The sequence below is a fragment of the Streptomyces phaeoluteigriseus genome, from assembly GCF_001896135.2.
Taxonomy (GTDB): domain Bacteria; phylum Actinomycetota; class Actinomycetes; order Streptomycetales; family Streptomycetaceae; genus Streptomyces; species Streptomyces phaeoluteigriseus.
The window spans coordinates 682034-704031 of the sequence record NZ_MPOH02000019.1 but is presented as its reverse complement, the minus strand read 5'-3'; the positions used below and the strand labels follow the sequence as shown (position 1 = coordinate 704031).

Below are 21998 nucleotides of genomic sequence, written 5' to 3'. Positions count from 1 at the left end.
TGCGGGCGATGTCCGGGAACGTGCGGTCGCGGTTGCTCGGCGAGCTGTCGGTCGTCTCCCGTCGGTACGTCGCGGCGTTCGCGTTGTTCAATCAGGCTGTCGCCGACCGGCTGGGACTGCACCCCACCGACCTGCAGTGTCTGAACCTGCTCTCGCTGGAGCGGGAGCCGGTGACGGCGGGCCGGGTGGCCGAGCTGACGGGGCTGACGACGGGGTCGGCGACGCGGCTGGTGGACCGGCTGGAGAAGGCGGGGTACGTCGTGCGGGAGCGGGACGCGGCCGACCGGCGGCGGGTGCTGGTGGCTACGGTGCCGGAGCGGATCGCCGAGTTCGGGCGGACCTGGGAGCGGCTGGGGGGCGACTGGAGTCCGCTGTTCGAGGATCTGGACGACGCCGAACTGGCCGTGATCGTGCGGCACATGACGCGGACGGTGGAGTTCAGCGGGGAACAGGTCGTACGGCTGCGGGGAGGGCTGGTCTAGGCATGCGGGCGGTGGAGCACACCCATACGGGCACGCATGCGGCCGATGGGGCCCATGGGACCGACAGGGCCGATACGGACGGGACAGCCGGGGAGACGCCGGAGGCCGGCGCCCGGCGTGCGCTGCCTCGGAGCTGGCCGTTGCTGCTGGTCGGTGCGGCGGTGCTGCCGGGCGCGGTGCTGGTGCTGGTCGGGCGGTCGCTGGACGAGCCGGCGGTGCAGGCGTGGCGGACGGTGTGTCTGGCGGTGACGGTGCAGGCGCTGCCGTTCCTGTTGCTGGGTACGGCGCTGTCGGGGGCGATCAACGCGTTCGTGCCGGCGAGTGTGTTCAACCGGCTGCTGCCGAAGCGGGCCGCGTTCGCGGTGCCGGTGGCCGGGGCGGCGGGGGTCGTGCTGCCGGGCTGTGAGTGTGCGTCGGTGCCGGTGGCGAACAGTCTGATCGGGCGGGGGGTCCCTCCGGCGGCGGCGTTCGCGTTCCTGCTGTCGGCGCCTGCCGTGAACCCGGTGGTGCTGACCGCGACGGCGATCGCGTTCCCCGGCAGTCCGGAGATGGTGCTGGCCCGGCTGGTGGCCTCGTTGGTCACGGCGGCGGTGATGGGCTGGCTGTGGCTGTGGCGGGGGCGCGAGGAGTGGCTGAAGCCGGCGGCACGGCACACCGGGCACCGGCCGGGGCAGAGCCGCTGGACGGAGTTCCGGCGCGGTTTCCAGCACGACTTCCTGCATGCGGGCGGTTTCCTGGTGGTGGGGGCGATGGCGGCGGCGACCTTCAATGTGGCGGTGCCGCGTTCGGTGGTGGACACGTTCGCGGACTCGGTGTGGCTGTCCGTGCTGTTCCTGGCGGTGCTGGCGATCGTGCTGGCGGTGTGTTCGGAGGCGGACGCGTTCGTGGCGGCCTCGCTGACCGGGTTCTCGCCGACGGCCCGCCTGACGTTCATGGTGGTGGGTCCGATGGTCGACCTGAAGCTGATCGCCCTCCAGGCGGGGACGTTCGGGCGGGCCTTCGCGGTCCGGTTCTCCAGCGCCACGGCGGTCGTCGCGGTGGCGTGCAGCGTGATCGTGGGAGGGGTGCTGCTGTGAGGCGGTTCGTGCAGGTGGGGCTGCTGGTGCTGAGCGGTCTCGGGTTGTTGCGGACCTCGCTGTTCACGGAGGCCTACCTGAGGTACGTGAAGGAGGGGATGCGGCCGCTGCTGATCGCTTCGGGTGTGCTGCTGATCCTGCTGGGGGCGGCGGAGGCGTGGTCGGCGTGGCGGTCGGCGGGGCGGCCGCAGGAGGACGGTGACGGTCACGGTCATGCGGGTGTGCCGCGGGTCGCCTGGCTGCTGTTCCTGCCCGCGCTGAGCCTGTTGTTCTACGCCCCGCCGGCGCTCGGCGCGTACACGGCGTCCCGTGAGGCGCCGAAGGCGGTCGCGGTCGTCGACGAGGACGGCTTCGACCCGCTGCCGGCGACCTCGCCGCTGCCGATCACGCTGACCGACTTCACGCAGCGGGTGCAGCAGGACGAGGCGCGGTCCATCGAGGGGCGCACGGTGCGGATGACCGGGTTCGTCACGCCCGCGGACGGGGGCGGGGGCTGGTATCTGACGCGGATCATGCTGTCGTGCTGTGCGGCGGACGCGCAGTCCGTGAAGGTGCGGGTGTACGGCGTGGACGCGCCGAAGGCCGACACGTGGGTGACGGTGACGGGGACCTGGCACGCGCAGGGCACGCTGGGTACGTCGTCGGCGGCGGTCGCGCTGGACGGCCGTACGGTCGGGCGGATCGAGCGGCCGGTGAACGGCTACACGGACGCGCTGCCGCTGGGCTCGTAGGGCGGGCTCGGGGCGGCCGGTCGCCGTCCGCGGGTGCGGGCCGGTCGTGGCTGGTCGCGCGGTCCGCCGCGTTGCTGGGCAGGGGATGCGCTCGCCGCGTCGTTCGGCGCGTTTCCAAGGGGGATGCCGCCGTTCGGCGTGCTCTAGCGGGACGCGTACGCCGTCGGTGGTACGCCCACTGTCGCCTTGAAGTCGCGGACGAGGTGGGCCTGGTCCGCGTAGCCCAGGTCCGCGGCCAGGGCGGACCAGTCGAGGGCGGTGGAGGTCTCGGCTCGTTCCAGGGCCTCGTGGATGCGGTAGCGGAGGATGACCCATTTCGGGCCGACGCCCACGTAGGCGGCGAAGAGGCGTTGCAGGTGGCGTACCGATACCGCTTCCGTTCTCGCGAGGTCCGCGACGCGGCGGATCGTGCGGTCGGTGCGGATGCGGTCGGTGAGGACCATCGCCTGGTCGGCCTGGGGGTCGGGGCGGGGGCCGAGGGCGAGGAGGTGGGCGTCGAGGGCGGCGACGCGGGCGTTCTCGTCGGTGGGGGAGAGGACCGGTGCCGGGTCGGTGCCGGGGAGGCGGACGCGGCGACCGGTCCACTCGGAGACGGGGTGGCCGGGTGCGAACGGGCGGAAGCCGCCGGGGCGGAACTGCACTCCGCAGACGCGGCCCCGGCCGGTCAGTGTCTGGGTGAAGAGGCCGAGGCCGATGCCGGAGATCTCGGCGAAGGGGTCCTGGTCCTCGAACTGCTGGAAGACGAGGTTGACCGAGGGGTGCGGCACGACGTGGGAGTTGTACGGCCGGTCCAGGTCCCAGTCGATCAGCCAGTAGTGCTCCAGGTAGGGGCGCAGGGGTGGGGCCGGTTCGCGGCGCCGGAAGCGGACGCGCGCGAGCAGCTCGGCGGCGTCGACGATGCCTCGGGTGTCGCGGCGTGGGGCGGCCATGCCGGGATCGTAGGGCGGGCCACTGACATCGCCGCTGTGGTCCGGGTCCGGGGTCCGGTGGAATACGGCGGGCAGGGGCACTGTTGGGACGGTATGGTTGAACGGTCAACAACTTTGGAGGTTGAGCGACCATGCAGTTCGGGATCTTCACGGTCGGCGATGTGACGCCGGACCCCACCACGGGGCGTACGCCGACCGAGCGCGAGCGGATCAAGGCCATGGTCGCCATCGCGCTGAAGGCCGAGGAGGTCGGCCTGGACGTCTTCGCCACGGGTGAGCACCACAACCCGCCGTTCGTGCCGTCGTCCCCGACGACGATGCTCGGCTACGTCGCCGCGCGGACCGAGAAGCTGATCCTGTCCACCTCGACCACGCTGATCACCACGAACGACCCGGTGAAGATCGCCGAGGACTTCGCGATGCTCCAGCACCTGGCCGACGGGCGCGTCGACCTGATGATGGGCCGCGGCAACACCGGACCGGTCTACCCCTGGTTCGGCAAGGACATCCGCGAGGGCATCAACCTCGCCATCGAGAACTACAACCTGGTGCACCGGCTGTGGCGCGAGGACGTCGTGAACTGGGAGGGCAAGTTCCGCACCCCGCTCCAGGGCTTCACCTCGACGCCCCGGCCGCTGGACGGCGTCGCGCCGTTCGTCTGGCACGGCTCGATCCGCTCCCCGGAGATCGCCGAGCAGGCCGCGTTCTACGGCGACGGCTTCTTCCACAACAACATCTTCTGGCCGGCCGACCACACCAGGCAGATGGTCGAGCTGTACCGGGCCCGCTACGCCCACTACGGGCACGGCACGCCGGAGCAGGCGATCGTCGGCCTCGGCGGGCAGGTGTTCATGCGGAGGAACTCGCAGGACGCGGTGCGCGAGTTCCGGCCGTACTTCGACAACGCGCCGGTCTACGGGCACGGGCCCTCCCTGGAGGACTTCACCGACCAGACCCCGTTGACCGTCGGCTCCCCGCAGCAGGTGATCGAGAAGACGCTGTCGTTCCGCGAGTACGCCGGTGACTACCAGCGCCAGCTGTTCCTGATGGACCACGCCGGACTGCCGCTGAAGACCGTCCTGGAGCAGCTCGACATGCTCGGCGAGGAGGTCGTACCGGTGCTGCGCGCGGAGTTCGCCAAGGGCCGCCCGGCCGACGTGCCGGACGCGCCGACCCACCGGTCGCTGCTGGCCCGCAAGGAAGCGGCCGTGCGGGAGGCCGCCGCGAAGAACGCGGCCCACGACAAGAACACGGCCGCTCAGGACAAGGACACGGCCGCTCAGGACAAGAACTCGGCCGCTCAGGACGGGAACGCCGCCGCTCAGGACAAGGAGACCGTCGCATGAAGCTCGTCGTCGTCTCGGCCGGACTGAGCGTCCCGTCGTCCACCCGCCTGCTGGCCGACCGGCTCGCGGCGGCCACCGTCGGGCACACCCCGGCCGACGTGCGGGTCGTGGAGCTACGCGACCTCGCCGTGGAGATCGCCCACCACCTCACCAACGGGTTCCCGGGCCGGGAGCTGGCCGCCGCGCTGGACGCGGTCACGGGAGCGGACGGGCTGATCGTGGTCACGCCGGTGTTCTCGGCGTCGTACAGCGGGCTCTTCAAGTCCTTCTTCGACGTGCTCGACAAGGACGCGCTGGCCGGGAAGCCCGTGCTGGTCGCGGCCACCGGCGGCACGGCCCGGCACTCGCTGGTGCTGGAGCACGCGCTGCGGCCCCTGTTCGCCTACCTGCGGGCCGTCGTCGTCCCGACCGGTGTCTACGCCGCCTCCGAGGACTGGGGCGCGGAGGGCCTGCCCGCGCGGATCGAGCGGGCCGCAGGGGAGCTGGCCGCGCTGATGAGCGGCCTGGCGGCGGCGCGGCCCGCCGTGAAGGACGAGTTCGCGGTCGTGCCGTTCGCCGAGCAGCTCGCGGCCCTGCGGCCGGCGGGCTGAGCCGGCCGGTGGGCTGCTCCCGGCCGGTGGGCTGCTCCCGGCCGGGAGCTGAGCCGGCCGGGAGCTGAGCCGTGCGGGTGGCTCAGTCGGGCGGGGTGGCTCAGTCACGGGGGGTGCCTCAGTCAGGCGGGTTGGCTCAGCCATGCGGGTGGCTCAGCCGTGCGGGTGGCTCAGCCGGGCAGGGTGGCTCAGTCGGGCGGGGTGGGTGAGAGGCACGTAAGAAGGGCGCCCGGTGAGGCGCTCGTCACGCCGTGGCGGCGTGACGGCTGGGAGACTGGGCGCGTGCCTCAGAAGCTGCTGCTGGCGGAAGACGACCGCGCGATCCGTCACGCCCTGGAACGCGCGCTGACCCTGGAGGGCTACGAGGTCACCGCGGTCGCCGACGGCGTCGAGGCCCTGGCGCACGCCCACAGGTCGCCGCCCGACGTCCTCGTCCTCGACGTGATGATGCCCGGCATCGACGGCCTCCAGGTCTGCCGGGTGCTGCGCGCCGAGGGCGACCGCATCCCGATCCTGATGCTGACGGCCCTCGTGGGGACCGCCGACCGGATCGCCGGCCTGGACGCGGGCGCCGACGACTACGTGGTCAAGCCCTTCGACGTCGAGGAGGTCTTCGCCCGGCTGCGCGCGCTCCTGCGTCGCACCGGCACCGGCACGCCGCCCGACGCACCGAAGCCCGCGGCGGCCCCCGCCCGGTATCTGGAGGCGGCCGGGCTGCGCATGGACCCGCAGGCCCGGCGGGCCTGGCGCGGCGGACGCGAGCTGGAACTGACCCGCACCGAGTTCGAGCTGCTGGAACTGCTGGTGCGCAACGCGGGCATCGTCCTCGACCACTCCACGATCTACGACCGTATCTGGGGTTACGACTTCGGCCCCGGCTCCAAGAACCTCGCCGTCTACGTCGGCTATCTCCGCCGCAAGCTCGACGGGCCCGGCGCCCCGCAGCTGATCCACACCGTGCGGGGCGTGGGCTACGTGCTGCGGGAAGACTGAGGCGCCCCCGTGTCCGGCCGCGTACGTCGGTGGGCGTCCCGGCGGCGCCCGAAGCTCGGCTCGCTGCGGACCACGTTCGCGGTGTCCTTCGCGACGGTGACGGCGTGCGTCACCGTCCTCGTCGGCGTCCTGTCGTACAACGCCGCCGCCCGCCTGGTGCGGGTGGACCAGGAGTCCGTCTTCGACGAGGTCGTGCAGGACCTGCGCGACGAGGTGCGCGACCGGGCGATGGACCCCGCCGACTTCTCCTCCGCCGCGCCCGGCCACGACATCGTGCGCCCGGCCCGCACCGACGTACAGGTGCTGGGGGCGGACGGGAGCATCTTCGACCCCGGGAACCCGGGGCTGCCCGTGAAGGACGCCGACCGGGAGATCGCCGCGGCGCCGCACGCGGGCACGATCGTGGAGCACGAGGACGTCGACGTCGGCAGCGACGTCTACCGGGTCGCCACCGTCGCGCTGGGCGGGGGCCGGGGCGCGGTGCAGGTCGCGCAGGAGTTCAGCGACACCGAGGACCTGCTGCGGGCGCTCCAGCAGCGCACCCTGATCCTGATGGCCGCGGTCGTGACGGCGGCCGGGCTGTTCGGCTGGTGGCTGGCCCGGCGCATCACCCACCCCCTGGTCATCCTCACCGCCGCCGCCGAGAACGTCGCCCGCACCCGCCGGCTCGGCGTCCAGGTCCCCGTCACCGGCTACGACGAGGCGGGACGCCTCGGCCGCGCCTTCGACCGCATGCTGGGGCGCCTCGCCCAGTCCGAGGAGGACCAGCGGCGGCTGGTGCAGGACGCCGGGCACGAGTTGCGTACGCCGCTGACCTCGCTGCGGACCAACATCTCGCTGTTGCGCCGCATCGACGAGCTGCCGCCCGCCACCCGGGACGAACTCGTCGCCGATCTCGGCCAGGAGGCCCGCGAACTGACCGACCTGGTCAACGAGCTGGTGGATCTCGCCGCCGGGCAGTCGGACACCGAGCCGCCGCAGCGGATCGACCTCGCCGACCTCGCCGAGGACGTGGCGGGGCTCGCGCGGCGCCGTACCGGGCGGCGGATCGTGGTCCGGACGAGCGGCGACACCAGCACCGACGGGCGGCCCGGCATGCTCCAGCGGGCGCTGTCCAACCTGGTCGAGAACGCGGCCAAGTTCGACCGCGAGGGCCTGGCGCCCATCGAGATCGACGTGACCGGTCCGGCCCGGCCCGGCACCGTCCGCGTGGAGGTCCTCGACCGCGGGCCCGGCATCACCGAGGCCGACCTCACCCGCGTCTTCGACCGCTTCTACCGTGCCGCGGACGCCCGTTCCCTGCCGGGCTCGGGGCTCGGCCTGTCGATCGTGCGGGAGGTCGCGCTGGCGCACGGGGGAGCGGCGTTCGCCTTCCGGCGGGCGGGGGGCGGGGCGGTGATCGGGTTCACGGTGGGTGGCGCGGAGTGAGGGCGGCGGGGCGGTGATCGGGTTGGTATGCCGGGGGCGGGGTGGCGGGAGTGGCCCGTCGCCGGTGGAGGGAGCCGGGTGTGCTGAGTGGGCAGGAGGCCGCCGCGCTGGCGGCGATCGACGAGGCGGCCGTGGGACGGGCCCTGCTGGAGCTGATCGCGATACCGAGTGTCACCGGCAGCCCGGCCGAGTCCGAGCTGCAACACCATCTCGCCGGGCGGCTGGAGCGGCTCGGCCTGGACACCGACCTGTGGTCCATGGACCTGCCCGAGCTGTACGCGCAGCCGGACTTCCCCGGCACGGAGGCCCCGCGCGAGGAGGCGTGGGGCCTCGTCGGGCACACTCCGGACGGCGGTGACGGGCCGACACTGATCCTCCAGGGGCACGTGGACGTCGTACCGCCGGGGGATCCGGCCGCGTGGGACGGGGATCCGTTCGTGCCCCGGGTGCGCGGCGACGTCGTGCACGGCCGCGGGGCCTGCGACATGAAGGCCGGGCTCGTCGCGCACCTGGCCGCCCTCGCGGCGATCCGGGCGGCCGGGGTGCGGCTGCGCGGGCGGGTCGCCGCGCACTTCGTCGTCGGTGAGGAGGACGGCGGCCTCGGCACCTTCGGCACCCTGCGACGCGGCTACGGCGGCGACGCCTGCCTCATCACGGAACCGACGGCCGGTACCGTCATCACCGCCAACGCGGGCGCCCTGACCTTCCGGCTCACCGTCCCCGGCAGGGCCGCCCACGCCGGCTCGCGGGAGGCCGGGGTCAGCGCCGTCGACGCCTATCTCCCGCTGCACCGGGCCCTGGCCCGCCTGGAGACCGACCGCAACCACGCCCCCGACCCGCTGCTCGCCGAGTACCCGATCCCGTACTCCCTCTCCGTCGGCACCGTGCGCTCCGGCGACTGGGCGAGCAGCGTCCCCGACCTGCTGATCGCGGAGGGACGGCTCGGCGTACGGCTCGGCGAGGACCCCGCCGCGGCGCGCGCCGAGCTGGAGCGGTGCGTGGCGGAGGCGTGCGCGGCCGACCCCTGGCTGAGCACGCGTCCGGCGACGGTGACCTGGCCGGGCGGGCAGTTCGCGAGCGGGCGGCTGCCTGCCGGGCATCCGCTGCGGGACGTCGTGGGGCGGGCGTACGCGGACGCGACCGGCTCGGCGCCGCCGAGGGAACGCGGGGCGACGTACGGCAGCGACCTGCGGCTGTACGCCGCGGCGGGTATCCCGGCGTTGCAGTTCGGGCCGGGGGACATCGCCGTGGCGCACAGCGCGGCGGAGCGGGTGTCGGTGCGGGAGGTCGTGGCGGTCGCGCGGGCGGTGGTGCTCACGGTGCTGCGGACGGTCGGGACGAAGTAGGCGGGGCCGAGGCCGAAACCGAGCCGGTACCGGCGCCGTTCCCGGGCTACCCGATGGGCCAGTGGGTGATGCTCACGCCCGGGCCGCAGTCGGTGGTGTCGGTCGTCCCCCGGCACACTCTGAGGGTGCCGGTCACGGTGTAGGTGTAGCTCTTGGTGGCGGTGAAGTCGACGGAGCCCGCGCCGCAGATCTCGGCGTGCTTGGTGTACGGCAGGACGACGAAGTCGTGGGCGAAGCGGGTCCAGACCGAGTAGCACCCGGTGCCGGTGTTGGTGAGGGTGCCGTCGAGGACGAGCTTGCCACTCGCGAGCCACCGGTCGCCGGCCGCCGAGGCGGTGGCGTGGGAGGCGGACCAGGGGACGGTGGCGGCGGCGGTCGTCGAGGCGGTTGCCGCGGCGGGGGTGCTCGCGGAGGCCGGGGCGACGCCGGACAGGGCGAGGGCGGCGGCGGTGACGACGGTGCCGGTGGCGGTGGTGAGTGCCGCGGTCGTGGTGGTCGCTCGGGTGCGGATGCGCAGGGACATCGGGTGAACCCTCTTCCGGGGATGGGTTGTTCCGGGTGGTGTCCGGGGTGTCCGGGCAGGCGGTGGTGCGTCGTGCGCGTTGTTCGCCGTACGCGTCGTAAGGCGTCGTACGGCGTTGTGCGACCTCGTGCGTCTCGTGCGATTCGTGTGTTTCGTGCGCTGTGTGTCTCGTGCGTGTGTCGTGCCGCGAAACGGCATTATCGTGCCCATGTCACACGAGGTCTCACGAGGACGTTTCCGGACGTAACTCCACGGTGATGACGAGAACACGCCCCTCGGGCGGCCCTTTGAGGGAAGAACCCGTGATCAGCCGGCGATCTTCAGCATCTGCCCCATCGCGGCCACCACGGACGGCTCCACCCGGTAGTACACCCACGTGCCGCGCCGCTCGGAGGTGAGCAGTCCGGCCTCCCGCAGCTTCTTCAGGTGGTGGGAGACGGTCGGCTGCGAGACACCGACGTCCGAGATGTCGCAGACGCACGCCTCGCCGCCCTCGTGCGAGGCGACCAGCGAGAACAGGCGCAGCCGGACGGGGTCGCCGAGGGCCTTGAACATCCCGGCGGTCCGCTCGGCCTCCTCGGCCGTCAGCGGTCGTTCGGTCAGCGGCGGGCAGCAGGGCACCGCGGACTCCGGGGCCGGCTGGCGCTCCAGCAGGGGCAGTGCCTTGGCATTCGACATGTATCTATGTTGACACACGTCGAAGTAGTTCGGGTGGACCGGATGCGGCTACGGATTAGATGAATGTCTATGTTGACGCTTGTCGATACAGGTGGGATGCTGGCGGAGCAAGGAGATCGACGGATGTCGAAACAAAGGGGAATCGTCGTGAGCGCGTCCAACACCGGCCACCTGCCCGTAGTGATCGTCGGAGCAGGCCCGATCGGCCTGGCCGCGGCCGCCCGCCTGGTGGAGCGCGGTCTGGAACCGCTGGTCCTGGAGGCCGGCCCGTCCGCCGCCACGGCCGTGCGGGGATGGGCGCACGTGCGCCTGTTCTCGACCTGGGCGGAGGTCATCGACCCGGCCGCCGAGAAGCTGCTCGCCCCGACCGGGTGGGTGCGCCCCGACAGTGCCGCCTACCCGACGGGCGGCGACTGGGCCGAGCGCTACCTCCAGCCGCTCGCCGACGTCCTCGGCGACCGGATCCGCTACGGCTCGACGGTCACCGGCGTGGCCCGCGCGGGCCGGGACCGCATCGTCGACTCCGGCCGCGAGGAGCAGCCGTTCACCGTGCACCTGCGCACCGCCGACGGCCACGAGGAGCGGATCACCGCCCGCGCGGTCATCGACGCCTCCGGCACCTGGTCGACCCCCGGCCCGATGGGCGCCGACGGCCTGCCCGCCCTGGGCGAGGGGACAGCGGCCGACCGCATCTCCTATCGCGTCCCGAACCTCGACGACCCGGCCGTGCGCGCCCGCTACGCGGGCAGGCGCACCGCGGTCGTCGGCTCCGGCGCCTCCGCCTTCACCGCCCTCGCCCACCTGGCCGACCTGGCGAAGGAGGAGGCCGGGACGCACGCGGTGTGGATCCTGCGCCGCGGCATCGGCGCCGGCACCTACGGCGGTGGCGAGGCGGACGAGCTGCCCGCCCGCGGTGCCCTCGGCCTGCGCGCCAAGGCGGCCGTCGAGGACGGACACGCGTCCGCCGCGACCGGCTTCCGCACGGAGGCCGTCGAGCGGGACGGCGACCGGCTCGTCCTCGTCGCGGACGACGGCCGCCGCCTCGACCCGGTCGACGAGGTGATCGTCCTCACCGGGCTCCGCCCCGACCTCTCGTTCCTCTCCGAGATCCGCCTCGGCCTGGACGAACGCCTCCAGGCCCCCACCGCCCTCGCCCCGCTGATCGACCCGAACCTCCACTCCTGCGGCACGGTCTACCCGCACGGCGTGAAGGAGCTGTCCCACCCCGAGCAGGGCGTCTACCTGGTCGGCATGAAGTCCTACGGCCGCGCCCCCACGTTCCTCGCCATGACCGGGTACGAGCAGGTCCGCTCCATCGCCGCGGCACTCGCGGGCGACCAGGAGGGCGCCGAGCGCGTCGAGTTGACCCTGCCGGAGACCGGAGTGTGCGGTGGCGCGGGCCTCTTCGACGAGCCGGGCGACGCCGAGCAGTCGGGCGGCGGCTGCTGCGCCACCCCCACCACTGTCCGGATCGGCACCGGCGGCTGCTGAACCCGCCGCCCCACCAGAGAGGTTCGCCATGACATCACGCGTACAGCTGGCCCTCCGCGTCCCCGACCTCACCGCATCGGTCGCCTTCTACACGAAACTCTTCGGCACCGAGCCCGCCAAACTCCGCGACGGCTACGCCAACTTCGCCGTCGCCGAACCCCCGCTCAAGCTCGTCCTCATCGAAGGCGCGGCAGGCGAGGCGACGCGCATGGACCACCTCGGCGTGGAGGTCGACAGCACCGAGGCCGTCCGCACCGCCACCGCCCGCCTGACCGAAGCCGGCCTGCCCACGGCGGAGGAGAACGACACCACCTGCTGCTACGCCGTCCAGGACAAGGTCTGGGTCCACGGCCCCGGCCGGGAACCCTGGGAGGTGTACGTCGTCAAGTCCGACGCCGACTCCCTGACCAGGCAACGGGGCAGCACCTGCTGCACGACTCCGACCACCACGGAGGCCTGCTGCTGACCGCCTCGAAACCAGCGAGGCCGTGACCGGCACGGGGGACCGGTCACGGCCTCGCACGCCCGACGCGTCGCACCAGGGAATGCCGGTGCCGGAGCCGGTCCCACAGCCGGAGCCCGTCCCGGAGCCGCAGCCGGAGCCGGTCCCGGAGCCGCAGCCGGAGCCGGTCCCGGAGCCGCAGCCGGAGCCGGTGAGATGCGCGGACCGGCACCGCTGCTCGGGCCCGGAGGGCGTCAGGGCGTGACGACGGCGAAGGGCTTGTCGGGCTCGGCGACGTAGGAGAAGAGGCGGGCCGGCAGGGCGGGGTCACCGTCCGTGGTGGTGCCGTCGGGGTCCTTCCCGGCGAGGATGTGGTGGGAGGCGAGGCGACGTCGCAGTCGTCGCCGAAGTCGATGGCCTCGTCCGGGCAGAACGCCCAGATCCGGGCGTCGCGGACGACGGCGCCGCGCAGGGTCAGGATGTTGCGCACGGCCACGTGCCCTGGCCGCCCGACGGCCCCTCTCCGGCACTGCGCAGGGCGAGCCCCGCAGACCCCGTCCGCCACCACCGGAACCCCAGGTCACGGCCAAACAAGGCAATATGGCTGATGCCCCGCCTCATGCAGCCGATGGCTGAAGTCCTGCCACTCGTGCAGCAGCTGGTACACGTTGAACGCGTCCCTCGGGCCGCCGCGGTCCGGGACCGTCGACCAGATGAAGGCTGCCGCGCCGACCGCTTCCTCGCCGATGTCGCGGAGGGGGTCGACGACCGTCATGGGCAGTTTCACGACCGCGTAGTCGGGGTGGAGGACGACCAGTTCCAGTGGGGGCACCTTGTGCAGGGGGACGCCCTCGATGCCGGTGAGGACCATCGCGGCCATCGTCTCCGGCTTGATCTTGGTGAACATGCCGTTCATGCCCAGCTCGTCGCCGCCGAGTTCCTCGGGGCGCATCGAGATCGGGACTCGGGCCGCGGTCGCGCCGTCCGGTGCGCCGAAGTACTTGTACGTCACCCCCACCCGACCACCGTTCCCGCTCCCCGCCCGGAGCCGGTCGACCGTACGGTCGAGCCGCTCGGACTCACTCGGTACACCAGGGGCGCCAGGGACGCCCTGTGTCTGACGTGCTTCGTCGGCTTCCTCCGCGTCGCGCCGGTGCTTTCCCCGCCGGGCACGTCGAGGACCCAGGCCATCGGTCCCCTCGCCCAGTCCGCCACCGCGATGCATATCTCCACCCGACTGCTTTTCTAGGACGCGCGGACCCCGCCGCGCAACCCGATCATCGTGTCAGTGACCTCCCCCACGGCCGCACGCCGAAACGTACGCTGAAACACCTGTCCGCGGGATCTTCGCAGCCCCTCGACTCGCTGTCGGAGTGAGCTACGTCTATCAGGCTCGATCCGTTTCAGTTTCGCAGATGACGAACGTTCCGGGGCCGGCCCACCGGGTCGGGCGGGCACGGCACAGGCCCCGCTGCCCTCGGGCGCCCCTGGCCTACCCTGATGAGGTCACTGGCAACCGGAGTCCGAGAAGTCGGAGAAGTCGCAGGTCATGAGCGAACTGCCCTATTCATACGAAGCGCCTGCCTCGCAGGCACTGTTCGACCGTGCGGCCGTCGTCACGCCGGGCGGCGTGAACTCCCCGGTGCGCGCCTTCCGCGCCGTCGGCGGCACGCCCCGGTTCATGGTGTCCGGCACCGGCCCGTACCTGACGGACGCGGACGGCCGGGAGTACGTCGACCTCGTCTGTTCCTGGGGCCCATGATCCTCGGGCACTCGCACCCCGAGGTGATCGCCGCCGTCCAGGACGCCGTCTCGCGCGGTACGTCCTTCGGGACGCCCGGTGAGGGCGAGGTCACGCTCGCCGAGGAGATCGTCGCGCGGGTCGAGCCCGTCGAGCAGGTCCGGCTGGTGTCCAGCGGGACCGAGGCCACGATGTCCGCCATCCGGCTCGCCCGCGGGTTCACCCGGCGCTCCAAGGTGATCAAGTTCGCCGGCTGCTACCACGGCCACGTCGACTCGCTGCTCGCCGCGGCCGGATCCGGCGTCGCCACCTTCGCCCTGCCCGACACGCCCGGCGTCACGGGCGCCCAGGCCGCCGACACCATCGTTCTGCCGTACAACGACCTCGAGGCCGTGCAGGAGGCCTTCCACCGGCACCCCGGTGAGATCGCCTGCGTCATCACCGAGGCCTCGCCGGGCAACATGGGCGTCGTACCGCCGCTGCCCGGCTTCAACCAGGGACTCAAGGACGCCTGCCAGAACAACGGCGCCCTCTACATCTCCGACGAGGTCATGACCGGGTTCAGGACCAGCCGCGCGGGATGGTTCGGGATCGACGGCGTCAGGCCCGACCTGATGACCTTCGGCAAGGTCATGGGCGGCGGCTTCCCGGCCGCGGCGTTCGGCGGCCGGGCCGACGTGATGGCGCACCTCGCGCCCGCGGGGCCCGTCTACCAGGCCGGCACCCTCTCCGGGAACCCGGTCGCCACCGCCGCCGGTCTCGCCCAGCTCCGGCTCCTCGACGACGCCGCGTACGCGAAGATCGACGCCGTGTCCGGGCAGATCCAGGCGCTGGTGTCGGACGCCCTGTCCAAGGAGGGCGTCGCGCACACGCTGCAGAGCGCCTCCAACATGTTCTCCGTCTTCTTCACGGACCGGCCCGTCCGCGACTACGAGGACGCCAAGGCGCAGGAGTCGTTCCGCTTCACCGCCTTCTTCCACTCGCTGCTGGCGAACGGCGTCTACCTGCCGCCCTCGTCGTACGAGTCCTGGTTCGTGTCCACGGCCCACGACGAACGGGCCGTCCAGCGCATCGCCGACGCCCTTCCGGCGGCGGCCCGAGCGGCTGCGGAGGCCAGCGCGTGAGCACCGACAACGGCACCGGCAACACCATCGGCACCGGCAACAGCAACAGCAGCAAGGACCTGACCGTCGTCCACGTGATGCGGCACGGCGAGGTCGCCAACCCGGACGGCATCCTCTACGGCCGTCTCGCCGGCTACCACCTCTCCGACCTCGGCCGGCGGATGGCCGACCGGGTCGCCGAGCACCTCGCCTCCCGTGACGTGACGTACGTCTGCGCCTCCCCGCTGGAGCGGGCGCAGGAGACGGCGACCCCGATCGCCAAGGCGCACGGGCTCGACATCGCCACCGACGCGCGGCTCATCGAGGCCGGCAACGTGTTCCAGGGCAAGACCTTCGGCGTCGGTGACGGGGCGCTGCGCCGGCCCGGGAACTGGCGGCACGTCTACAACCCGTTCAGGCCGTCCTGGGGCGAGGCGTACGTCGACCAGGTGGTGCGCATGATGGGCGCGCTGGACGCGGCGAAGGACAAGGCCCGCGGCCACGAGGCGGTGCTCGTCAGCCACCAGCTGCCGATCTGGATCGTGCGGTCCTACGTCGAGCGGCGGCGGCTGTGGCACGACCCGCGCAAGCGGCAGTGCACGCTCGCCTCGCTGACGTCGTTCACGTACCAGGGCGACACGATCGTCTCCGTCGGCTACTCCGAGCCCGCCCGTGACCTGGTCCCGCCGCACCTGCTGGCCGGCGCCCGGCCGGTGAAGGGGAAGGGCAAGGCCTTCGGGGCCTGAGGATCCAGGGCTTGAGATCGGGCCCGAGGATTCGGGGCCCGAGGATTCGGGGCCTGGGCTTCAGGGCCTGCCGGATTCAGGGCTTGAGAGTCGGGGCCTGAGCCTCGGGGTCGGCCACGACCCTGTTACGTAATACGCACAAATGATCGGAACCTCCCCGTTCGACGCGTCCTCTGACTGGGTGACCACCAGAGCACGCGACGAACGGGGACGCCATGCGCACTCTCACCCGCAGGGGAGCACTAGGACTGGGCGCGGGAGCCGCGGCAGCCGCCGGACTCGCGGGCTGCGGCACCTTCACGGGGTCGGACGACCCGGGCCCCGGGCGTGGTTCCGGCGGCAAGGGTGGTTCGGCCTCCCCGAAGCCCACGGCCACCGTCCGGCCGATAGGTGACGGCTCCACCTCTTTCACCGGGAAGCAGCCGCACCAGCCGGAGAAGCCCGTGCCGCTGGAGCCGGGGCAGGAGCCGCCGCAGTTCGTCGTCTTCTCGTGGGACGGGGCGGGCGAGGTGGGAAACGGTCTCTTCCCGCGTTTCCTGGACCTCGCCAAGGAGCACGGCGCGGCCATGACCTTCTTCCTCTCCGGGCTCTACCTCCTGCCCGAGTCGAAGAAGCGGCTCTACGACCCGCCCAACAACCCCCGCGGCGCGTCCGACATCGGTTACCTCACCGACGACCACGTCAAGGCCACGCTGATCAACGTCCGTCGCGCCTGGCTCGAGGGACACGAGATCGGCACCCACTTCAACGGGCACTTCTGCGCCGGTTCCGGGTCCGTCGGCAACTGGACCGGGAGCCAGTGGCGCAACGAGATCGACCAGGCCAAGTCGTTCGTGAAGGAGTGGCGCACCAACACCGGGTGGACCGACCTGCCCGCGCTGCCCTTCGACTACGACAAGGAACTCGTCGGCGGCCGTACGCCCTGCCTCCTCGGCCAGGACAACCTGCTGCCCACCGCCCGCTCCCTCGGCTGGCGCTACGACGCCTCCTCGCCCGGCGGCCGCCAGGTCTGGCCCGACCGGAAGCAGGGCATGTGGGACCTGCCGTTGCAGCAGATACCGTTTCCCGGACGCGGCTTCGAGGTCCTGTCGATGGACTACAACATGCTCGCCAACCAGTCGATCAACTCGACGAAGGCGCCCAGCCACAACTACCCGGGCTGGCGGAAGCAGTCGGCCCAGGCGTACATCCAGGGATTCCGGCGGGCATTCGAGACGAACCGTGCGCCCTTCTTCGTGGGCAACCACTTCGAGCAGTGGAACGGCGGCATCTACATGGACGCCGTGGAGGAGGCGTTCAAGCACATCGCTCGGGAGAAGGAGAAGGGCGCGGACGTGCGCATGGTCTCCTTCCGGCAGTTCGTCGACTGGATCGACGTGCAGAAGCCGGAGGTCCTCGCCAAGCTGCGCACGCTGGACGTCGGGCAGGCACCGGCCGGCGGCTGGAAGGAGTTCCTCGCGGCGGCCCCGACGACCGCCTCCGGTACCCCGACGGGCTCCGCGGACGCCGCCTGAAATGCGGTTTTCTCCCCGCAAGGGGGGTGTGCAAGATCCCCAGAACGGGCATGCGAAACTTTTCACATGAGTGCCGCCAGCCGCACCCCCCTGACCGTCGCCGTCGCCGTCGCCGCGGCGACGCTGTTGTCCGCGTGCACCTCCGGAGGCACCTCCGGCGGGGGCGGTGACACCAACTTCGTCATGGGCGAGAACGGCATCTCGACCGTCGAGAAGGGCGAGCGCACCGCCGCTCCCGACCTCTCCGGCAAGACCATCGACGGCAAGCAGCTCGACGTCGCCTCCTACAAGGGCAAGATCGTCGTCCTGAACGTGTGGGGCTCCTGGTGCGCTCCGTGCCGTGCCGAGGCGCCCAACTTCCAGAAGGTCTCCACCGACCTCAAGGCGCGGGGCGTGCAGTTCGTCGGCATCAACACCCGCGACACCAGCACCTCCAACGCCCGCGCCTTCGAGGAGGAGCAGGGCGTCACCTACCCCAGCCTGTACGACCCGACCGGCCGGCTGATGCTCCGCTTCGAGAAGGGCACGCTCAACCCGCAGGCGATCCCCTCCACGCTCGTCCTCGACCGGGACGGCAGGATCGCGGCCCGCTCGCTGGCCGCGCTCAGCGAGGAGAAGCTGCGCGCGATGATCGACCCGGTCCTCGCGGAGAAGTGACGTGAGCACCGTCACCGTGCTGGCCGCCGCGACCGACCCGAACCAGACGGTGATGAGCGGCGCCCTGCTGCTCGCCGTCCCCATCGCGCTGCTCGGCGGCCTCGTCTCCTTCTTCTCCCCCTGCGTCCTGCCGCTCGTCCCCGGCTATCTGTCGTACGTCACCGGTGTCACCGGCAGCGACCTGGCCGAGGCCCGGCGCGGACGGATGGTCACGGGCGCCTCCCTGTTCGTGCTCGGGTTCACCGCCGTGTTCGTCTCCAGCGGGGCCCTGTTCGGCTACTTCGGGGACAGCCTCCAGGATCACAAGGCCGTCCTGTCCAGGGTGCTGGGCGTGCTCATGATCCTCATGGGCGTCTTCTACCTGGGCCTCATGCCCTGGTTCACCCAGCGGGAGTTCCGTCTCCACAAGCGGCCCGTGACCGGACTGGCGGGCGCCCCGCTGCTCGGCGCGCTGTTCGGCATCGGCTGGACACCCTGTCTCGGCCCGACCCTGACCTCCGTGATCGCGCTCTCGTACAACGAGGCCAGCGCGGGCCGCGGCGCCCTGCTCACCGTCGCCTACTGCCTCGGTCTCGGTGTGCCCTTCGTGCTCGCCGCGGTCGCCTTCCGCAAGGCGCTCGGCGCCTTCGCCTGGGTCAAGCGGCACTATGTCTGGGTGATGCGGATCGGCGGCTCGATGATGATCGTGACCGGTGTGCTTCTGCTGACCGGCGTCTGGGACCACCTGGTGCAGGACATGCAGTCCTGGTCCAACAGCTTCACTGTGGGGATCTGATCGATGAGCAAGACCACCGCCGGCGAACCCACGGACGCCGCCGCCCGGGAGGACCTGGACGTCGGCGTGGCCGGCTCCCAGTTGTCCACCGCGCCCACGGAGTCGCCGGCGGGCGTCCCCGCCATGGGCGTCATCGGCTGGGCCCGCTGGTTCTGGCGGCAGCTGACCTCGATGCGGGTCGCCCTGCTGCTGCTCCTGCTGCTGGCGCTCGGCGCGATCCCCGGTTCGCTGATCCCGCAGACCGGCACCGACGCCACCAAGGTCGCCGAGTTCGAGAAGGCCCACCCCACGCTCGCGCCGGTCTACGACAGGCTCGGCCTCTTCGACGTCTACAGCTCGGTGTGGTTCTCCGCGATCTACATCCTCCTGTTCGTCTCCCTCATCGGCTGCATCGTGCCCCGCAGCTGGCAGTTCGTGGGCCAGCTGCGCGGCCGTCCGCCCGGTGCGCCCAAGCGGCTGACCCGGCTGCCCGCGTACACGACCTGGCGCACGGGGGCCGAGCCGGAGCAGGTGCACGAGGCGGCGCTCGCCCTGCTGAAGAAGCGCCGCTTCCGCGCGCATCTCGCCGGTGACGCGGTCGCCGCCGAGAAGGGCTATCTGCGCGAGGTCGGCAACCTCGCCTTCCACATCGCGCTCATCGTGATGCTGACGGCCTTCGCCTGGGGCCAGTTGTTCAAGATGGAGGGCAACAAGCTGGTGCTGGAGGGCGACGGTTTCTCCAACACCCTCACCCAGTACGACGACTTCAAGTCCGGCACCCTCTTCGACGCCGACGACCTCGCGCCGTTCAGCTTCAGCCTGAAGGACTTCACCGGCACCTACGAGGTCTCCGGCCCCAACAAGGGCACTCCGCGCACCTACCAGGCGGCCCTCACCTACTCCGAGGGCGCCTACGGCAAGGAGAAGAAGACCACCGTCAAGGTGAACCACCCGCTGGAGATCGGCGACTCGAAGGTCTATCTCACCGCCCACGGTTACGCCCCCGTCGTCACCGTCAAGGACGGCAGGGGCAAGGTCGTCTTCCAGGACGCCGTACCGCTGCTGCCGCTCGACTCCAACGTCACCTCCTCCGGTGTGATCAAGGTGTACGACGGTTACCGCGATGCCGGGGGCACCAAGGAACAGCTCGCTTTCCAGGCCTTCTTCCTGCCCAGTTTCGCCGAGGGCAACGAGGTCTCCTCCGCCTTCCCGGCGCTGCTGAACCCGGTGCTGAACCTGGAGCCGTACCACGGCGACCTCGGCGTCGACTCGGGCATCCCGCAGAGCGTGTACCAGCTCGACAAGCGGAACATGAAGGCATTCAAGGACTCCAAGGACCTTCAGCTGCGGGACAACCTCAGGCCCGGCGAGACCATGACCCTCCCGGACGGCGCCGGCTCGATCACCTACGAGGGCACCAAGGAATGGGCGAACTTCCAGGTCACCCAGCAGCCCGGCAGCGGCTGGGCGCTGGGCGGCGCGCTCGCCGCGATCTTCGGCCTGGCCGCCTCCCTGTTCATCCAGCGCCGCCGCGTGTGGGTGCGCGCGGTGCGGGGCGCCGACGGCGTGACGGTCGTGGAGATGGCCGGGCTCGGCCGCAGCGAGTCCGCGAAGGTGCCCGAGGAACTCGGCGAGCTGGCCGGGATCCTCTACGACCGGGCTCCCGGAGCGCCCGAAGACCCCGACACCCCCGAATCGACCGACCCCCCCGAACCCCGAGCCGTACCTGCCGAAGGGTCTGAGAAGTGACTCTCGCCGCCGCAACCGACCTCGCCGCCGCAACCGACCTCGCCGGCGCGGTGAACCTCGCCGCCGCGACCAACGAGAACCTCGCGAGCATCAGCAACACGCTGATCTACTCCGCGATGGCCGTCTACACCCTGGCCTTCTTCGCGTACATCGCCGAATGGACCTTCGGCGGCCGCAGCAAGGTCGGACGCACCGCCGCCGCGCTCACCGCGCAGGCCGCGGCCCAGAAGGCGGCCCCGGCCGTCACCGTGCAGAAGGCCGGCGGCACCGCCGTCCTGGAGCGGCCGAAGGTCGTGGTGCGGGCCGCCGCCGGTGCCCGCGACCTGCCCGACGGTCCGGGCGCGCACGGCGGGGACGAGCAGGGCGACCTCTACGGCCGTATCGCCATCTCCCTCACGGTGCTCGCCTTCGCGATCGAGTTCGGCGGGGTGCTCACCCGCGCGCTCTCGGTGCAGCGGGCGCCGTGGGGCAACATGTACGAGTTCAACATCACCTTCTCCACGGTGGCCGTCGGCGTGTACCTCACGCTGCTGGCCCTGCGGAAGAACGTGCGCTGGCTCGGCCTGTTCCTGATCACCTCGGTCCTGCTCGACCTCGGCCTCGCCGTCACCGTGCTGTACACGGCGAGCGACCAGCTGGTCCCGGCCCTGCACTCGTACTGGCTGTACATCCACGTCTCCACCGCGATCTTCTGCGGCGCGGTGTTCTACGTCGGCGCGGTCTCCACGATCCTGTACCTCTTCAAGGACTCCTACGAGAACAAGCTGGTGAGTGGGGGCAAGCCCGGGAGGTTCGCCAACTCGGTGCTCGACCGGCTGCCCGCCGCGTCGACCCTCGACAAGTTCGCCTACCGCGTCAACGCGGCCGTCTTCCCGCTGTGGACGTTCACGATCATCGCGGGCGCGATCTGGGCGGGCGACGCGTGGGGCCGCTACTGGGGCTGGGACCCCAAGGAGACCTGGTCCTTCATCACCTGGGTCGCCTACGCCTGCTACCTGCACGCCCGCGCCACCGCCGGCTGGAAGGGCCGCAAGGCCGCCTATCTGGCACTGGCCGCCTTCGGCTGCTGGTTGTTCAACTACTACGGAGTCAACATCTTCGTCACCGGCAAGCACTCGTACGCCGACGTCGGCCTGGGTGTGCTCCAGTCCGCCGGGTTCTGAGCCCCCGGCACCGGAGGAGCGGCCCAGCCGTCCGCCGTAACCGTGCGAAAGCGGTTCCCGGGGGTCACCCTGGTGTCATGACCGGTTCCATCGAACAGGGCTCCAGCCAGACCCACGGGAACACGCACATCCTGCACTTCCTGGTGCGGCTCCCGCGGCCTCTGGACACGGTCTGGCCGACCCTCGCCACCGCTGAGGGGCTCTCGGGGTGGTACGGCCCCGTCGACGTCCTCGAACCCAGGCTCGGCGGCGTGATCGGCCTGCCGGGCCTGGGTGCCGGACAGGTCACCGCCTGGGACCTGGAGCGGGTCGCCGAGTACGCGGTGGAGGGCGGCGGCCGGATGCGCTTCCACCTGGAGCGCGACGGCGAGGGCGGCACGACACTCCGCTTCACCCACGAGTTCCAGGGCGAGGGTGAGACGGAGCCCCGCTGGCGAGCTAGATTCGAACGCTTGATCGAGCGATTCGGCGACCCGGCCAACTAGGCCAACCTGGGCGTGGTACCGCAGGGCGGCG

21 protein-coding genes and 1 pseudogene are annotated in these 21998 nt (G+C 71.7%); 18 read left to right on the top strand and 4 right to left on the bottom strand.

The window, feature by feature from the left end; genetic code table 11:
* Window positions 1-8 precede the first annotated feature (8 nt).
* The 3 genes from BM536_RS32850 to BM536_RS32840 are packed head-to-tail and all read left to right on the top strand — an operon-like array spanning window position 9 to window position 2289.
* Window positions 9-482, top strand: a complete 474-nt coding sequence (locus tag BM536_RS32850) for a MarR family winged helix-turn-helix transcriptional regulator (protein WP_073496980.1) — start codon at window positions 9-11, stop codon at window positions 480-482.
* 2 nt (window positions 483-484) lie between these two features.
* Window positions 485-1558 (top strand): permease, encoded by a 1074-nt coding sequence (locus tag BM536_RS32845; RefSeq protein WP_073496982.1) that lies wholly within the window; start codon window positions 485-487, stop codon window positions 1556-1558.
* Window positions 1555-2289 carry a TIGR03943 family putative permease subunit gene (locus tag BM536_RS32840; protein WP_094103827.1) on the top strand — a complete coding sequence of 245 codons (735 nt, stop codon included), beginning with the start codon at window positions 1555-1557 and terminating at the stop codon, window positions 2287-2289. Before BM536_RS32845 ends, BM536_RS32840 begins: the two co-directional genes overlap by 4 nt.
* 143 nt (window positions 2290-2432) lie before the next feature.
* On the opposite strand, the gene BM536_RS32835 is transcribed toward BM536_RS32840, so the two are convergent.
* Window positions 2433-3218, bottom strand: a complete 786-nt coding sequence (locus BM536_RS32835; protein WP_094103826.1) for a helix-turn-helix domain-containing protein — start codon at window positions 3216-3218, stop codon at window positions 2433-2435.
* Window positions 3219-3349: 131 nt separating this feature from the next.
* On the opposite strand from BM536_RS32835, the gene BM536_RS32830 reads away from it, so the two are divergent.
* From BM536_RS32830 to BM536_RS32810, 5 genes are all read left to right on the top strand, one after another.
* Window positions 3350-4564 (top strand): LLM class flavin-dependent oxidoreductase, encoded by a 1215-nt coding sequence (locus BM536_RS32830; RefSeq protein ID WP_073496984.1) that lies wholly within the window; start codon window positions 3350-3352, stop codon window positions 4562-4564.
* Window positions 4561-5154: an FMN reductase gene (locus BM536_RS32825; RefSeq protein WP_094103825.1), complete on the top strand. Its 594-nt coding sequence runs from the start codon at window positions 4561-4563 to the stop codon at window positions 5152-5154. The genes BM536_RS32830 and BM536_RS32825 overlap by 4 nt, the downstream gene beginning before the upstream one ends.
* A gap of 282 nt (window positions 5155-5436) precedes the next feature.
* A complete protein-coding gene (locus BM536_RS32820) occupies window positions 5437-6147 on the top strand; it encodes a response regulator transcription factor (RefSeq protein ID WP_073500165.1) in 711 nt (236 codons plus the stop codon).
* A gap of 9 nt (window positions 6148-6156) precedes the next feature.
* A complete protein-coding gene (locus BM536_RS32815) occupies window positions 6157-7575 on the top strand; it encodes a sensor histidine kinase (RefSeq protein WP_094103824.1) in 1419 nt (472 codons plus the stop codon).
* A gap of 80 nt (window positions 7576-7655) precedes the next feature.
* Window positions 7656-8921 carry an ArgE/DapE family deacylase gene (locus BM536_RS32810; protein WP_094103823.1) on the top strand — a complete coding sequence of 422 codons (1266 nt, stop codon included), beginning with the start codon at window positions 7656-7658 and terminating at the stop codon, window positions 8919-8921.
* A 46-nt stretch (window positions 8922-8967) separates the two neighbouring features.
* Here BM536_RS32810 and BM536_RS32805 read toward each other — a convergent pair whose 3' ends face one another.
* Window positions 8968-9444, bottom strand: a complete 477-nt coding sequence (locus BM536_RS32805; protein ID WP_073494677.1) for a hypothetical protein — start codon at window positions 9442-9444, stop codon at window positions 8968-8970.
* 306 nt (window positions 9445-9750) lie between these two features.
* A complete protein-coding gene (locus BM536_RS32800; RefSeq protein ID WP_073494679.1) occupies window positions 9751-10122 on the bottom strand; it encodes an ArsR/SmtB family transcription factor in 372 nt (123 codons plus the stop codon).
* Between the two features lie 123 nt (window positions 10123-10245).
* Here BM536_RS32800 and BM536_RS32795 point away from each other — a divergent pair, with 123 nt between their 5' ends.
* Together BM536_RS32795 and BM536_RS32790 are read left to right on the top strand one after the other, a co-directional pair.
* Window positions 10246-11613 (top strand): NAD(P)-binding domain-containing protein, encoded by a 1368-nt coding sequence (locus BM536_RS32795; protein ID WP_245873898.1) that lies wholly within the window; start codon window positions 10246-10248, stop codon window positions 11611-11613.
* 28 nt (window positions 11614-11641) lie between these two features.
* The gene (locus BM536_RS32790) at window positions 11642-12079 is read left to right on the top strand and encodes an ArsI/CadI family heavy metal resistance metalloenzyme (RefSeq protein WP_073494683.1); all 438 of its coding nucleotides are present in this window, start codon (window positions 11642-11644) and stop codon (window positions 12077-12079) included.
* Window positions 12080-12635: 556 nt separating this feature from the next.
* Here BM536_RS32790 and BM536_RS32775 read toward each other — a convergent pair.
* Window positions 12636-13280, bottom strand: a complete 645-nt coding sequence (locus BM536_RS32775) for a hypothetical protein (protein ID WP_211362992.1) — start codon at window positions 13278-13280, stop codon at window positions 12636-12638.
* A gap of 324 nt (window positions 13281-13604) precedes the next feature.
* Here BM536_RS32775 and hemL point away from each other — a divergent pair.
* From hemL to BM536_RS32730, 8 genes and pseudogenes are all read left to right on the top strand, one after another.
* A pseudogene (gene hemL / locus BM536_RS32765) lies at window positions 13605-14920 on the top strand (glutamate-1-semialdehyde 2,1-aminomutase).
* Window positions 14921-14997: 77 nt separating this feature from the next.
* A complete protein-coding gene (locus BM536_RS32760) occupies window positions 14998-15645 on the top strand; it encodes a histidine phosphatase family protein (protein ID WP_073494733.1) in 648 nt (215 codons plus the stop codon).
* Window positions 15646-15860: 215 nt separating this feature from the next.
* Window positions 15861-17159: a polysaccharide deacetylase family protein gene (locus BM536_RS32755; RefSeq protein WP_073494688.1), complete on the top strand. Its 1299-nt coding sequence runs from the start codon at window positions 15861-15863 to the stop codon at window positions 17157-17159.
* Window positions 17160-17225: 66 nt separating this feature from the next.
* Window positions 17226-17816, top strand: a complete 591-nt coding sequence (locus BM536_RS32750) for a TlpA family protein disulfide reductase (RefSeq protein WP_073494690.1) — start codon at window positions 17226-17228, stop codon at window positions 17814-17816.
* Between the two features lies 1 nt (window position 17817).
* Window positions 17818-18591 carry a cytochrome c biogenesis CcdA family protein gene (locus tag BM536_RS32745; protein ID WP_073494691.1) on the top strand — a complete coding sequence of 258 codons (774 nt, stop codon included), beginning with the start codon at window positions 17818-17820 and terminating at the stop codon, window positions 18589-18591.
* 3 nt (window positions 18592-18594) lie between these two features.
* Complete coding sequence (resB, locus tag BM536_RS32740; protein WP_073494693.1) at window positions 18595-20319, top strand: cytochrome c biogenesis protein ResB; 1725 nt, start codon at window positions 18595-18597, stop codon at window positions 20317-20319.
* A gap of 50 nt (window positions 20320-20369) precedes the next feature.
* Window positions 20370-21482 (top strand): c-type cytochrome biogenesis protein CcsB, encoded by a 1113-nt coding sequence (gene ccsB / locus BM536_RS32735; protein WP_073494735.1) that lies wholly within the window; start codon window positions 20370-20372, stop codon window positions 21480-21482.
* Window positions 21483-21559: 77 nt separating this feature from the next.
* A complete protein-coding gene (locus tag BM536_RS32730; protein WP_073494695.1) occupies window positions 21560-21967 on the top strand; it encodes an SRPBCC family protein in 408 nt (135 codons plus the stop codon).
* Window positions 21968-21998: the final 31 nt, after the last annotated feature.